At 68.4% G+C, this 13,179-nt stretch carries 15 protein-coding genes; 8 read left to right on the top strand and 7 right to left on the bottom strand.

The window, feature by feature from the left end; all coding sequences use genetic code 11:
• Nucleotides 1–120 precede the first annotated feature (120 nt).
• Entirely contained in the window at nucleotides 121–1,740 is a 1,620-nt protein-coding gene (locus ACFWZ4_RS16145; protein ID WP_439705685.1) for a tetratricopeptide repeat protein, read from the top strand.
• Nucleotides 1,741–1,807: 67 nt separating this feature from the next.
• Here the strand turns inward: ACFWZ4_RS16145 and ACFWZ4_RS16140 are convergent, their stop codons facing one another.
• The 3 genes from ACFWZ4_RS16140 to ACFWZ4_RS16130 form a co-directional block, all read right to left on the bottom strand.
• Nucleotides 1,808–2,287: a VOC family protein gene (locus ACFWZ4_RS16140; RefSeq protein ID WP_439705684.1), complete on the bottom strand. Its 480-nt coding sequence runs from the start codon at nucleotides 2,285–2,287 to the stop codon at nucleotides 1,808–1,810.
• 232 nt (nucleotides 2,288–2,519) lie between these two features.
• A complete protein-coding gene (locus ACFWZ4_RS16135) occupies nucleotides 2,520–2,804 on the bottom strand; it encodes a hypothetical protein (RefSeq protein ID WP_439705683.1) in 285 nt (94 codons plus the stop codon).
• A 171-nt stretch (nucleotides 2,805–2,975) separates the two neighbouring features.
• The gene (locus tag ACFWZ4_RS16130) at nucleotides 2,976–3,923 is read right to left on the bottom strand and encodes a LysR family transcriptional regulator (RefSeq protein ID WP_439705682.1); all 948 of its coding nucleotides are present in this window, start codon (nucleotides 3,921–3,923) and stop codon (nucleotides 2,976–2,978) included.
• 303 nt (nucleotides 3,924–4,226) lie between these two features.
• On the opposite strand from ACFWZ4_RS16130, the gene ACFWZ4_RS16125 reads away from it, so the two are divergent.
• Nucleotides 4,227–4,724: a DOPA 4,5-dioxygenase family protein gene (locus tag ACFWZ4_RS16125; RefSeq protein WP_439705681.1), complete on the top strand. Its 498-nt coding sequence runs from the start codon at nucleotides 4,227–4,229 to the stop codon at nucleotides 4,722–4,724.
• Between the two features lie 86 nt (nucleotides 4,725–4,810).
• Here ACFWZ4_RS16125 and ACFWZ4_RS16120 read toward each other — a convergent pair whose 3' ends face one another.
• Nucleotides 4,811–6,331: a serine hydrolase domain-containing protein gene (locus tag ACFWZ4_RS16120; protein ID WP_439705680.1), complete on the bottom strand. Its 1,521-nt coding sequence runs from the start codon at nucleotides 6,329–6,331 to the stop codon at nucleotides 4,811–4,813.
• Nucleotides 6,332–6,728: 397 nt separating this feature from the next.
• Between ACFWZ4_RS16120 and ACFWZ4_RS16115 the strand changes: the two genes are divergently transcribed.
• Together ACFWZ4_RS16115 and ACFWZ4_RS16110 are read left to right on the top strand one after the other, a co-directional pair.
• Nucleotides 6,729–7,154: a hypothetical protein gene (locus tag ACFWZ4_RS16115; RefSeq protein ID WP_439705679.1), complete on the top strand. Its 426-nt coding sequence runs from the start codon at nucleotides 6,729–6,731 to the stop codon at nucleotides 7,152–7,154.
• A 103-nt stretch (nucleotides 7,155–7,257) separates the two neighbouring features.
• Nucleotides 7,258–7,704, top strand: a complete 447-nt coding sequence (locus ACFWZ4_RS16110) for a BON domain-containing protein (RefSeq protein WP_439705678.1) — start codon at nucleotides 7,258–7,260, stop codon at nucleotides 7,702–7,704.
• 216 nt (nucleotides 7,705–7,920) lie between these two features.
• On the opposite strand, the gene ACFWZ4_RS16105 is transcribed toward ACFWZ4_RS16110, so the two are convergent.
• Complete coding sequence (locus ACFWZ4_RS16105) at nucleotides 7,921–8,385, bottom strand: NUDIX hydrolase (RefSeq protein ID WP_439705677.1); 465 nt, start codon at nucleotides 8,383–8,385, stop codon at nucleotides 7,921–7,923.
• Between the two features lie 109 nt (nucleotides 8,386–8,494).
• Here ACFWZ4_RS16105 and ACFWZ4_RS16100 point away from each other — a divergent pair, with 109 nt between their 5' ends.
• Nucleotides 8,495–9,937, top strand: a complete 1,443-nt coding sequence (locus ACFWZ4_RS16100; RefSeq protein ID WP_439705676.1) for a phospholipase D-like domain-containing protein — start codon at nucleotides 8,495–8,497, stop codon at nucleotides 9,935–9,937.
• Nucleotides 9,938–9,985: 48 nt separating this feature from the next.
• On the opposite strand, the gene ACFWZ4_RS16095 is transcribed toward ACFWZ4_RS16100, so the two are convergent.
• Together ACFWZ4_RS16095 and ACFWZ4_RS16090 are read right to left on the bottom strand one after the other, a co-directional pair.
• Nucleotides 9,986–10,540 carry a hypothetical protein gene (locus ACFWZ4_RS16095; protein ID WP_439705675.1) on the bottom strand — a complete coding sequence of 185 codons (555 nt, stop codon included), beginning with the start codon at nucleotides 10,538–10,540 and terminating at the stop codon, nucleotides 9,986–9,988.
• A gap of 111 nt (nucleotides 10,541–10,651) precedes the next feature.
• Nucleotides 10,652–11,092 carry a helix-turn-helix domain-containing protein gene (locus ACFWZ4_RS16090; protein WP_439705674.1) on the bottom strand — a complete coding sequence of 147 codons (441 nt, stop codon included), beginning with the start codon at nucleotides 11,090–11,092 and terminating at the stop codon, nucleotides 10,652–10,654.
• A 95-nt stretch (nucleotides 11,093–11,187) separates the two neighbouring features.
• Here ACFWZ4_RS16090 and ACFWZ4_RS16085 point away from each other — a divergent pair, with 95 nt between their 5' ends.
• The 3 genes from ACFWZ4_RS16085 to ACFWZ4_RS16075 all read left to right on the top strand — a co-directional run bounded on the left by ACFWZ4_RS16085 (nucleotide 11,188) and on the right by ACFWZ4_RS16075 (nucleotide 13,140).
• On the top strand, nucleotides 11,188–11,697 hold the full coding sequence (locus tag ACFWZ4_RS16085; RefSeq protein ID WP_439705673.1) for a DUF2938 domain-containing protein: 510 nt from the start codon (nucleotides 11,188–11,190) through the stop codon (nucleotides 11,695–11,697).
• 95 nt (nucleotides 11,698–11,792) lie between these two features.
• Entirely contained in the window at nucleotides 11,793–12,233 is a 441-nt protein-coding gene (locus ACFWZ4_RS16080) for an SRPBCC family protein (protein ID WP_439705672.1), read from the top strand.
• A gap of 49 nt (nucleotides 12,234–12,282) precedes the next feature.
• Nucleotides 12,283–13,140, top strand: a complete 858-nt coding sequence (locus tag ACFWZ4_RS16075) for a hypothetical protein (protein ID WP_439705671.1) — start codon at nucleotides 12,283–12,285, stop codon at nucleotides 13,138–13,140.
• Nucleotides 13,141–13,179 lie beyond the last annotated feature (39 nt).

Raw genomic sequence — 13,179 nt, 5'->3', positions numbered from 1 at the left:
GGCAAACGCGATTCCGCGAAGCCGGCCACTGTCGCGGTTCGGGTTGCGGTTCGCGTCGCGCGGAACAGCCGGGCGCGGGAACGGTATACGGTGGTCGGGAAAACAGGGGCGGGGTGATCCATGTCGCGCAGAAAACGGACGGTCTTCACCGTCGCGGTGGTGCTGTTGCTGGCTGCCGTGGACTGGGTTTCGCTCTGGTGGCTCAGCGCGCATGACGCTCCCGCAACCGCGCAGGCTTCGGTGACTGCGCTTCCATCGGGTCCCGCTTCGGCCGCGTCGACGGGCCGTCCGCTGCGGTTCGAGCCGTTTTCCCCGGTTGAGGTAGACCGCTTCCTGGCGAAGGCACGCGAGGCCGAAAAGCTGACCGATCCGTTGCAGCGCTGCCTGGCCTATCCGGATCCGCCGCGCAGCCACTGGAGGCCCGAGGCGGTGGAGGCTTACTGCCGTTATCGGAGTCTTCCAACGCTTACGTTCACGCGGATGCGGGAGCTGATCGAGCAGGGCAAGGCCGCCGAACTGGACCGGCGGCTGGGCGTGGCGCTGCAGGCACAGCTTGGCGATCCTCAAGCGCAGGGAGCGCTCGACCGGATTTATCTGCACGCGTTCGACAACGGCTCGTTCGACATCCGTCCCACGCTCGATGCCTGGAAACGCGCCTTGCCTGACAGCGCGTTCGCACTTGCAGCGAGCGGCATGGCTTACGCCGCGATGGCCCAAAAGGCGCGCGGTGGCGATTACATCCGCGACACGCCTGTCGAAAACATCCGTGCCATGGACCGGCTCGTCGACGAGGCCGATACGGACCTGCGCCGCGCCGTGCAGCTCGAACCACGCCTGAGCCCTGCCTACGCCGCGATGATGGACATCGGGCGATTGGCGCTCGGACACCGCTACGCACTGGAAGCCCGCGCCGCCGGTGTGCACGCGGCGCCTGCCGACTATCTTGTCTATGGTGCGGCGGCCATCGTGGCCGAGCCCAAGTGGGGCGGATCGCCGAGCGAACTGCATGCGCTCGCGGGAGAGGTGCTTGCGCATGCGAGGCAGAATCCGCTGCTCTACCTGACCGCCGCCGACATCCACCTGGACACCTTCGATTTTTCCAGCTGCAACTGCACCACGCCCCGCCAGCTGGCGATGGTGATGGATGCGGTGAACGATCTGCCGAGCTTCGGAATGCTTTCCTCGGCGGGCGACAGCGCGGAGATGGCGGGACAACACGGGCTCGCCGCGGTGTACTACTCCGAGGCCATCCGCCTGGCGTCCCGGCCCGATGACCGCCTCAGCCGCGCGTTCCACCTGGTGACGCTCGGCTATCCAAGTTGGGCGCGCGCGGAAATCATGGCCATCGCCCCGGCGTTGCCCGGGCGCGCCTCGGTATATCGCGGGCTGGGCTATGCGGACATCCAGCTCGAGGAAGACGCCCTGGCCATGACCGAGCTGGAACAGGCCGTACGGCTGGACTACACCGACACCTGGTCCTGGGACGAGCTGGGCACGCTGTATGCCAACCATCGGCAGTGGGACAAGGCCTGGGCGGCGGCCGACCAGATGATCCGGCAGCAGCCCGACGACCCGGAAGGATGGCGGCTGCGCGCGTATGTCCAGGCCGAGCAGCCGAGGCCGGGCCTGGCCGACACCGTGCGTTCGTTCGCCGACCGCTTCGGCGATCGGCCGGAACAGCAGGCATCGCTGAGGCACATGTGCGAAGCGTTGGCACGGGCCGGGAATGGAATCCGCTGAATCCGGATTCGGCCCATTCCGGTCGGGCAGCATCCCGACCCGGCGGCGCGTGCCGCCGGTTGCACCCTCATCCTCGTCGGGCTGCCTCGATCGCGGAGATGTCGATCTTCGTCATCGTCATCATGGCGTCGAATGCGCGCTTGGCCACGGCGGGATCCGCATCGGTGACCGCGGCTGTCAGGACTCGCGGGGTGATCTGCCAGGACAACCCCCACCTGTCCCTGCACCATCCGCAGGCGCTCGGGCTGCCGCCGTTGTCGATGATCGCGTTCCACAGGCGATCGGTCTCGGCCTGGTCGTCCGTCGCGACCTGGAACGAGAAGGCCTCGGTCTGGGGGAACGCCGGTCCTCCGTTCAAGCCCAGGCAGGGGATGCCCATGACCGTGAACTCCACCGTCAGCACGTCGCCCTGCTTGCCGGAGGGGTAGTCGCCGGGCGCGCGGTGGACGAGCCCCACCGAGCTGTCGGGGAAGGTCTGGGCGTAGAACTTCGCGGCGTCCAGGGCGGTGCCGTCGTACCAGAGGCAGATGGTGTTCTTGCTGGTCATTTCCCTTCTCCAGGTTCGGGCGGGGAGGCCGCCTCAATCTGTCGACGGTCGAAGGGGCTCCAGATCGACACGCGCGTCCAGGAAACGTCCTGCCGCCGTCGACAGGCGACCAGGCGCTGGGCCTGCCGCCGTTGGATAGGGGAAGTTCGACTGGCAGCAGCGAGGGGCGCGAGACACGGAGCGCGGCGCAGGGACGTGACGCCGCACCGTGTCGTGTTCGCGGGCCGCAGGTTCAATCCGGCGCGAAGCGCCAGGTGCCATCGAGAAACTCGTCCAGCTCCCATCGCTTGAACGGCGCCCGTCCCTTGAACTTGCCAAGGGCCGCGGACACGACGTCCCGATTCCAATGGGTGACCGGCCGGTTGTGCGATTGCAGGTAGTGGTCGATGTAGTACTCGGGCGTCCACGCTTGCGTGGAGGATGCCTGCACCCGATCGATCTTCCCGACGTATGCCTTGTTGGGGTGACCCGACCAATCGCCCAGGGCCTGGCCGAGTTGTTCCGCGCTATCCAGCATGGTGTGTCCCGTGAGCTTTCAGACAGTGGGTCATTAGTCCTGCGAGCCGGTCCAGCAGTCGTCAAAACGCCGTTCCGGAGCGGCTGATTATGGCTAACCCACGCCAAACGACAGCGCCGGTTAAGACGCCTGTTGCAACCAGTTCAGGCAATCGGCTTTTCGCGACGAGAGTCAGCGTGTGGTTCTTGCGTTCGACGCGGGCTGGACGATGGTGCCCTGCGATCGGGTCGCAGGATCTTGCCCGTAGCGCGCGAGCAGGAAGTCGATCGCGCTGCGCAGCTTGGCCGTGGGATGGCGGTCCTGCGCGTAGATCAGATGCATCGGCGAGGGCGTGAGCGACCAGTCGGGCAGGACGCGCAGCAGGCGGCCCGCGGCGAGGTCGTCGGACAGCAGCGGCTCGGGCTGCAGCGCGATGCCGATGCCGCTGAGCGCTGCAATGCGAAGCGCGTTGCCCTGGTTGGCGGTGAAGCGTCCCCCCACGGTGACGGCAGACGTGGTGCCATCCGGCCCGACCAGTCGCCACACGTCGGATCGCCGCCAGTACGACATGCCCAGGCACTCGTGATGGGCCAGGTCGTCCGGTCGCGCGGGATGACCGTGGCGGGCCAGGTACCCGGGCGAGGCGGCCAGGATGCGCCGGTAGTGGCGCAGCGGCCGCGCGACCACGCCCGGTTCGGTGACGTCGCCTACCAGGATGCCGAGTTCGAAGCCGCCATCGGCAAGGTTCGGCGAACGGTTGTCCAGCGTGAGTTCGACGCTGACCTCGTGATGGCACGCCATGTACTCGGCCAGCGCGGTCACCATGTAACTGCCGAAGCCGACCGGCGCCACCAGCCGCAACCGTCCCCTCGGTGCGGCCTGCAGTTCCAGCGCGCTCGCGTCGGCGAGTGCCACCTCGGCAAGGGCCTGCTTGCACCGCTCGTAGTAAAGCCGCCCCACATCGGAAAGCTGCTGTTTGCGCGTGGTGCGGTGGAGCAGGCGGGCGCCCAGCCGTTGTTCGATCGCCGCGACGTGCTTGGCGACCATGGTCGCGGACACGCCGCTCGCTTCGGCGGCAGCCGCGAAGCTGCCGCAGTCCACCACGCGCACGAACATTTCCATGCCAGCGAGCTTGTTCATGATTCAAAACCATGGGGTTGGTTATGAAGCAAAGTCTGGCACGTTTATCACGCCCTGGTGTGGCCTCAACATGCCTCGCACCCTTTCCTCAGCGAGCAGCGTCGCCATGCCGAGCCTTCATCTGGACATACCCAGCATCGATTGGATCGCGCGTCCCGCGCGCGGCGAAAAACCCGGTGGCGGCAAGGATCGCCCCGCAGAAAGCGACCGGATGCCAGCGAGGCCGGCAGAACCGCGCGACCGGTCAGGGCGTGACGCCCGCCAGCCGATCCTGCCGCCCGGCCGGCCCGCCGGCGCCATGGCATGAGATGGCGCAATGGCGATGCGGATATAAGGGAGACACCGATCGACGCATTGCGGATGCATCCCATCGTGTCGGTGGATTCTTCCGGGCCGACGGACACCATGAGCGAAGCGCATGCGCCGTACCACGCGCACATCTATTACGAAGCGGCCAGCCGGCCGCTCGCCGAGACCATGCGTTGCGTGCTCAGCGAGCGCATGGCCGCCGGCGAACTTGCGCCGTTGCGCTTCGTAGGCAGCCTGAGGGACGGCAAGGCCGGACCGCATCCCTTGCCGCAGTTCGAGATCCATTTCACCGCCGATGGGCTGGCGGTGGTGCGCGAGATCATCCGGGCATCCGGGCTCACCGCGTTGATCCACCCGCTGACCGACGACGACATCGCCGATCACACGCGACTGGCCGAATGGATCGGCACGCCGTTGGCGCTGGACCTGGATACGCTCGATCCGCCTGGACGCAACAAGGGCGTTGCACGTTTCGGTTTGTCGGACTTCTAGACCAGCAGCCGGTGCTTGCTCCCTCACCGCGGCGTCGCCAGAAGCGGACGCGGCGGCGCCATGCGATGGGTCGCAAAGCCCGCTGATCAGCGTCGATCCGCGGTGTCGGCCGCTCTCGCGAAAACCATGTCCTCGAGCCGGACCGCGACCACCTTGCCGTGGTCCAGCTGGAAGGCCAGCACGTTGCCGCTGTTGGGCACCAGTTCCACGCGGACCTGGTTGTCGCTGGGATAACCGGTGGCGATGGCGTGCAGGCGGCCCCAATGGATGGCCATGTCGCCGTGGCGGTCGACGTCGATCCGCATCGCGCCGAGCAGGGGGTTCGCGTAGGTCCCGGCGTAAGCCTCGCGTGGCAGCGTGAGGCGCCAGGGACGGGCGCGGATCGCGGCACGCTGCCTGCGCACTTGCCGGCGCAACTCGGTGGCTTGAGCCGGTAACGCGGCGAAGCGCTTTGCCACCGCCGCTTCGTTGCCGGTCTGACCGAGCAGCGCGCCATACACGTAATCGGCGACCAGGTTGGTCATGCGCGGACAGAGCATGTCTTCGTTGCACAGGACCACCAGGCCCGCGTTCTCGTCCGGCATGAGCGACAGGTGCGCGTGGAAACCGGCGAAGCCGCCGAAGTGATGAAGCATGCGGTGGCCTTTGTAATCGCCCGTGTACCAGCCCGACGTGTAGCCGGTGCGCACGAAGTCGAGGTACCGGGCTTTCAGGTTTACCTGGGTCGCGTGCGATCGCCCGATGGCGCGGGCCAGCAAGGGATGGTTCCCAACGGGCGGTTCCAGTTGCGCGATCAGAAACCGCGCCAGGTCCGGCGCGGTGGACACCATGCCGCCGGCAGCCTGCATGGTGTCGTCGGACTTGGTGAGGTACAGCGGCGCCTGCGGGTCGCCGGAGGCCAGCGAATAGGGCAGGGCCATCGGCCAACCCCGCGCCCGGGCCTGGCTTATGTAGGCGGAGGTCTGGCGCATGCCCAGCGGCTCGAAGACATCGTGCTGCAACTGTGCCTGCCAAGGGCGTTTGAACCGCGCATCCAGCCACACACTGGCGATGTTGTAGCCCACGTTCGTGTACTCGAACGTGCCGTGCGCGGCCTCGGCGTTGGTGCCTGAGCGCGCCACCAGCGCGCGCAGCGTGTCCGGATCATGCAATCCGCTGAACGCCGTGGCCCAGACCAGCGGCTCGTTGTCGATGCCGGACGTGTGGACGAGCAGGTCGCGCAGGGTGACGGCGCCCGCGTCGATGCCCGCGAAATGCAGGCCGGGGAACATCGCCTGCATCGGCATCGCCAGGTCCGCCTGTCCCTGCTGCACCTTTACCAACACCTCCAATGCAGTGAATGGCTTGGTGGCCGAGGCGATATAGAAGTCGGTGCGCGCGGTGACTGGCGTACGGCGAGCGATGTCGGCCAGCCCGAAGTAATCCTGGTAGACGATCTTGCCGTCGTGCACGACCGCGATCGCCATGCCGGTCGGGTGGCCGATCGCCGCGTTGGTTTTCGCCACGAGCTTCGCGAGCGGGCCGAAGTCGGCGCGGGGATCGTCGGCGTGCGCTGGCTGGGCGAGTGCCACGGCGATGGCCACGAGGAGGGGGCCAAACAGTTTCATGAGCATGTTCCGCTGGCAACTGGTGCCTGGCAGAGATACGGGCGGCGCCGGCCCGGTTGCGTCTGAAGGCATGCACGCCGCGCCGGCTTTGCGCGAACCGTCCTCGCGGGGCTCAGCTCCCCGCGGGACACATGGCTTGGCGGGCCTTCCGGAAGGCGGCCGCGCCGCGGTCGATCCGGGGGGGTGTGAGACCTCTTCAAACTGGCCGCTCGATGCGAGTACCGTCATGCCCGCCGCGCTATCGGGCCGGCAGGGTGTACCTGCTGGACCGGTTGCTGGCACGCGCGCGAATCTATGCCAACCTTCCTTTTGCGCTGCGCCGGGGCGAGCCAGGGCCAGCCTGGGCCGCGGTTTCGGGCAGCGGCAAACCACCCATCCGGCGAAGTGGAGTCACGGAATGAACGCTACCCGCATCTCATCTCTCATCACCACGTTCAATGCCGCCGTCCTCGGCATCGGCGGGCTGGCCCTGCTGTTCGGGTCCGACGAGCTGTTGCCGCGGCTGATGCCGGGGATGCCCGCCAACGCCACGGTGCTCGGTCAGCTGATTTCGGCCGGATGGCTGGCGCTGGCCTCGCTCAACTGGAACCAGCGCCGGATGATCGTCGGCGGCATCTATGGGCGCCCGACGGTGCTGGCCAATCTCATGCTCTATCTGGTCAGCGCGTGCAGCCTTGGCCATCCGGTCATGGCCGGCGTCGCATCGCCCGTGATGGGTTTCCTGGCCGTCCTGTTCGCGGTGATGGCGGTGGTCTATGGCGCACTGCTCATGCGCGGGCCTTTCGGCGTGGACAAACCGGCGGGTGCGGGCGCCGGGGCCTGAATATCGGCACGCGCACCCGCTGCGGCAACGGCACTTTCGCGCGCCGTTGCCGCGACATCGCGCAGCATCGGTCGCCTCGGATCGGCAATGACGGGAGGCGACCGTGGGACAGTTAGCGAAGCTTGCTGCCGCGTTTGCGGCGGGCGCGGCGGCGATGTATCTGCTCGACCCGGTGGCCGGGCGCCGCCGGCGAGCCATGGCGCGGGACAAGGTGCTCGCGGCGGGACAGGACATCCAGGATTTCGCCCAGGACACGGCCCGGCACGCGGCCGACCGCCTGCACGGCGCATCGGCCCATCTGCACGGGCACGCGCCCTCGGACGACCGGCAATTGCACGACCGCATCCGCTCGAGGCTCGGCCACCTTGTGGCGCAGCCGGGCAAGGTCGAGGTCCACGTGGAGGACGGCCTGGTGACATTGAGCGGCTCGGCCCGGCTCGCGGAAGTGGACGAGCTGGTCGCGGCAGTGTCGGACATGCTGGGCGTGGCGCGCGTGGACAACCGGCTGGATGCGGCGCAGCTGCCGCCGGCAAGCGAGAGCCGGCACTGACATCAGGGAGGACTGGGGCGCTCGCGAGCGCAACGGCGTTGTCCGTGCGCAGCCGGCTTGTAGACGACGTCTTTCTTGCGACCGGACAGGGCATCGCCTCAGTACGCGCTGCAAAAGAAAAGCGCCCCGGACTGCAGCCCGCTTTTTTTGGGCGGCACCATCGAAACGTGCCTCCGATCTCGATCGCGACCTCAGGGAATCTGACCCCGCCGGAACCTAGATCGGCATTCGCAGCGCCGGCGCCGGCGGCCGCAGGAGGAACTCGCGCTGCACGTGCGCGTAGAGCGTGCGCTGGCCACCGAACGGCAGGCGCGCGATGGCGTCAGGGAAGGACAGCCAGGCGTGATCGTCGTGTTCGGCGTCAAGGTGCACCTCGGCAGTGGACGCGACGAAGGCGACGAAAGCCGGCACCACCGCGATGCATTCCTCGCGCACGTCGTAGTAGGTCTCGCATTGGTCGGCCGAATAAAGCGCCGTCGGTCGCAGGCCCGTCTCTTCGGCCAGTTCGCGCATGGCCGCCTGCCAGGCCGTCTCGCCCGGCTCAAGGTGCCCGGCGGCGTAGGTCCACAGGCCATGGAGGTGGGCGTTGGCGCGGTGCAGGAGCAGCGTGCGGGCATCCTTGCCCTGGCCGCGGACGGGAATCACCGAGACGAGCGAGGAGCGCGTGGGTATGCCATGCATGTCTTGTCTCCGACAGGGCGGCACGGGGCGAGCGATGCCATCGTCGTGCTTGCTTGGGGTTCAGTAGCGCAACCCCATGATTTGATAACAGTTTGACCAGATAGAGCCCATGCAGCCATTCCTTCGCACGCCGGAAGCCGCAAGCCGGTCCACCGTGGGTGCACCCTCCGACGTGCGCAAGTCGCGCACGTGCCATGGCTTCGGCCATCCCGGCGTACTCGATCCGACCGGCAACCCGCCCGGCCGGTGGGGAGTGCGGCGGGTCGGCGCGGGTTTGCGCAGGACCTGGCGCACGGTTGGCCTCGTGCTCGCCGGTGTGTTCTCGGTCGGCCTGGCGGGACTGACCGCGGCGAATGTCTTGCCTGCGGGCCCGGGGCTGTCGCGGGCGCCGGCCAACGTGGCGCCGGTCGACAGTCCGGCGTTCCGGCAGCAGGCCGAAGCCCTGCTCGGCAGTCCGGTCACCCAGGGCGACGCCGTGGTCGACCTGCAGAACGGCGATGCCTACTTTCCGGCCATGCTTGCCGACATCCGCTCGGCGCGGAAAAGCATCGAACTGGAGAGCTACATCCTGCGGCGCGGGCATATCGCCGATGTCTTCGTCGCAGCGCTGTCCGAACGCGCGCGCGCCGGCGTGAAGGTGCGCGTGGTGGTCGACTGGATGGGCTCGCGCGGCAACGTGGCCGACGCCGAGCGGCTGCGCGCGGCGGGCGTGGATTTCCATTTCTACCGGCCGGTGCGGCTGGACCAGTTGGCAAGTCTCAATAAACGCACCCACCGCAAGCTGATGGTGGTGGACGATCGCGTGGCCTGGACCGGCGGCATGGGCATCGACGATGCATGGCTGGGCAACGCCAGCAACGGCAAGCAGAAGCGCGACATGATGTTCCGCATGCGGGGCCCCGCGGTGACGCAGATGCGCGGCGTATTCGAGGAACACTGGCTGGCCACCGGTGGCCAACCGCTGCCGCCGGCTGACGTGGCGACCTCTTCGGCGGCGGGCCGGTTGCCCGTGCAGGTGATCGCCAGCACCGACCGCGTGGGCGAGTACAACTCCCAGCGCATGTTCCTGCTGGCCATCGCCGGCGCGCGGCGGTCGATCGACCTGGAAGCGTCCTACTTCGTGCCGGACGAGCCGGTGCGACAGGCCCTGATGGACGCGCTGGCGCGCGGCGTGCGCGTGCGCATCATCGTCGAGGGCGACCACGTCGATGGCCACATGGTCGGCGACGCCTCGCGCACCTACTGGGCCCCATTCCTCGACGCGGGTGCCCAGATCGCCCGCTACACGCCGTCGCTGTTCCACAGCAAGCTGATGGTGGTCGATGGCTACCTGACGCTTGCCGGCTCGGCCAATTTCGACAGTCGTTCGTTGCACCTCAACGACGAGGCCAATATCGCGATCTACGACGGCCCCTTCGCGGGTCGCATGACCGATGTGTTCGACCGGGACCTGGCCGCGTCGCAGCCGGTCACGATGGCGCGGCTGCGTGCACGGCCGTGGACGCAGCAGGTCACCGACCGGTTCTGGGCCGAATTTGCTTCCCAGCTGTAACCGCGCCCGCGGGGTGGGCTCAAGCCCACCTTGCGAGATCGACGCACCTCAGCGGATCGGCGCCATCAGGTGCCGGTAGGGCGTGTCCGCCCACATCACGTACGGCGCATCCGTGACCGGATCGGCCGCCTTCGGGTACTGGTCGTAGAACGCCGCATCGGCGCCGACCACCATCACGTGCGGTCCGGTCTTGACCCAGTGATTGCCTTGCGGCTTGCTCGCGTAGGGATCGGTGTTGCTGGCGTCGGTGCCGCCTTCGAGCATGTACATCAGCCCGACCTTGCCGGCCGGCGGCGTGGCGTGTGTCAGCCAGGCGTGCACCCAGCCCATCGCGGCCTTGTCCGCGCACATCGGATCCGGACCCGGCGTGGCGGGGGCGTCGGGGATGCAGGTGAAGCCGTTGTTGCCCTGGCGCAGCGTGCGCATGGTGCCGTCCGACTGCATGGTCATGATGGTGGCATGGCGACCCACGCCGGCCGGCGCCGCACGCATGGCGCTGGCGATGAGCTGGGCGTCGGATGGCTGCTTGGGATTGTCGGCATGCGCCACGGGCATGGCGAGCAGCGCGGTGGCGAGGACGAGGGGAGCGATCGAGGCAGGCATGAGAGGCCTCCCGCAGGACAGCGAGGCCAGCCCGGATTTCCCGGCGGCATCCTGTGCCCGGGCGTGTTACCGGCCGATCAAGCGCGCGTCAGCAATGCTGGCCCGCCGTCTTCATGCCGGCGCGCTGCGACGTGGCGGCCGCTTGCCGGCGGGGCGTGCCTGGCTGGCGGTCGCAGCCCGCATCAGGCGCTGGAACTTCGGGCATTCCAGATGGCTTGGGGCAGGACAGCTGGCCGCGTGGCGCAGGCCGTCGCGCACCGCGGCCAGTTGGCGGATGGTCCGGTCCAGCTCGTCGGCCCTGGCCGCCAGCTGGCGGCGGTCGATGCGCGGCTTGTCGCCGGCCTTGAACAGCGCCGCCAGGTCGTCCAGCGCGAAACCGGCGATGCGTCCCAGCGTGATCAGCGCCAGGCGCTCCAGCACCTCGGGCCCGAACAGGCGCCGCAGGCCATGCCGGCCCACCGAGGCGATCAATCCCTTTTGCTCGTAGAAGCGCAGCGTGGAAGGCGGCAGGCCGGAGCGGCTGGCCACTTTGGCGATATCGAGCAATTTCATGCTTGACCTCAAGTGGACTTGAGTTCGTAGGCTCTCCCAATCGCGATCGGCAGGCAAGCCGATGACTGCAGAACAGCAACCACGGGAGCACGTCCATGGCTGAGCTTGCGCACTTTCTTTTCCACGCCGCCGTGGTCGGTATCGGCGGCACGCTCGTCATGGATGCCTGGTGGCTGTGCCAAAAGCATGTCTTCGGCGTGCCGGTGCTCGACTATGCGATGGTCGGGCGCTGGCTCGGTCATCTGGTACATGGGTGCCTGCGCCATGATGCGATCAAGGACGCGCCGCGGGTGGCTGGGGAAGGCGCGATCGGCTGGACAGCGCACTACGCGATCGGCGTCGGTATCGCCGCGACGCTGCTCGGCGCCGCCGGCATCGAGTGGGCACACGCACCGTCGCCCGGTCCCGCGCTGGCGGTGGGACTGGCCAGCGTGGCCGCGCCCTTCCTGGTGCTGCAGCCGGCGCTAGGGGCAGGCCTGGCCGCTTCGCGGACGCCGCGCCCCGGCGCGGCGCGACGGCGCAGCCTGGTCACCCATTTGGTGTTCGGCCTGGGCCTGTACCTGGCGGGCGAGGGATGGGCGTTGCTGGTCCGACTGGCGAACTAGCGCAGATGCGGGCCCGCCCGTAACCTGCCGGCCTGTCGAAACCGGGCGCCAGCGCGCGTCGTGGTAGCGAACGCCCTTATGTCAGGAGGCCAACCATGGGTACCGTCCGGCTGCATCGTGTCCTTCGCACCACGCCCGAGCGCCTCTACCGCGCGTTCGTCGATCCCGACGCCATGGCCAAGTGGCTGCCACCCAACGGTTTCACCGGCAAGGTCCATCACATGGACGCCCGGGTCGGCGGCAGCTACCGCATGTCGTTCACCAACTTCTCGACGGGCAGCAGCCACACGTTCGGCGGCACGTACCTCGAACTGCAGCCGGGCGAGCGGCTGCGCTACACCGACCGCTTCGACGATCCGAACCTTGCGGGCGAGATGGTCACCACCGTTTCGCTCGGCCGGGTTTCCTGCGGCACCGAGCTGACGGTGGTACAGGAAGGCATTCCCGACGCGATCCCGACCGAAGCCTGCTACCTCGGCTGGCAGGAATCGCTGGTGCTGCTGGCAAAGCTGGTCGAGGCGGAGATCCCCGACTGAGCGCCGCGCGCATCTCCCGCGTCGCGGCGTCCGCTGCCATGCTTGGCCGATGACTGCCGACCGCATTCTCGACAGGCTCGATCAACTGGCCCGCGACGCGACGCTCGAGGCCGCGGAGCGCTGGCACGCGCGCGCCGAAGCGCTGGACTGGATCGACCGCGTGTGGCCCGTCCTGGCGCATGACGCCGAGGCTGGTGCCGCTGCACGCGCGCAGGCACTGCGCCAGCGGCTGGAACTTGCCGATGCCATGCTGCACCGGCGCTTGCGTGCGGCGGTCCGGGCCAATCACGGGCCGGCAGTGTTCCGGCGCTGGCAACAGGAGGCGGGCCTTATCGACGGCGAGGGCTACGACGCACTCGACGAACTGCTCGCCGGCGTGCTGCGACTGGCGGACCCGGGTCCGGACTCTCGCCCACTGGAACCGGAGATGGTGTTCTACCAGCCGACGCCGGCGCGCCACGCGCTGGACATGCTCGTGCGCAGCGGCGTGGGTCCACGCGACGTGCTGGTCGACCTCGGCTCCGGACTCGGGCACGTGCCGATGCTGGCCTCGCTCTGTACCGGCGCGCGCGCCATCGGCGTGGAGTGGCAGCCATCCCATGCCGATGCCGCGCGGCGCGCGGCCCGTCGACTCAAGCTGGAGCGCGTGGAGTTCCTGGTGCAGGATGCGCGCGATGCGGACCTGTCCCGCGGCACCGTGTTCTTCCTCTACACCCCATTCCTTGGGACGGTGCTGCGCGACGTGCTGGATGCGCTGCGGCGCGAAGGGATGCGGCGGCCGATCCGGGTCTGCACCTTCGGCCCCTGCACCCGCATCGTCGGCGACGAGGCGTGGCTGCACACGGATGGGCCGACGACGGCGGACCGGGTGGCCGTGTTCCGGTGCGTGGGGCAGGGAAGCGGCTAAGCTCGACCGGCCCCCGTTGGCCCAACCGAGGAGTCAAGC

The sequence above is a fragment of the Frateuria sp. GZRe12 genome (assembly GCF_051900535.1).
Lineage (GTDB): Bacteria > Pseudomonadota > Gammaproteobacteria > Xanthomonadales > Rhodanobacteraceae > Frateuria_A.
The sequence above is the reverse complement of the archived record's forward strand: the minus strand, read 5'-3'. Positions and strand labels throughout refer to the sequence as shown.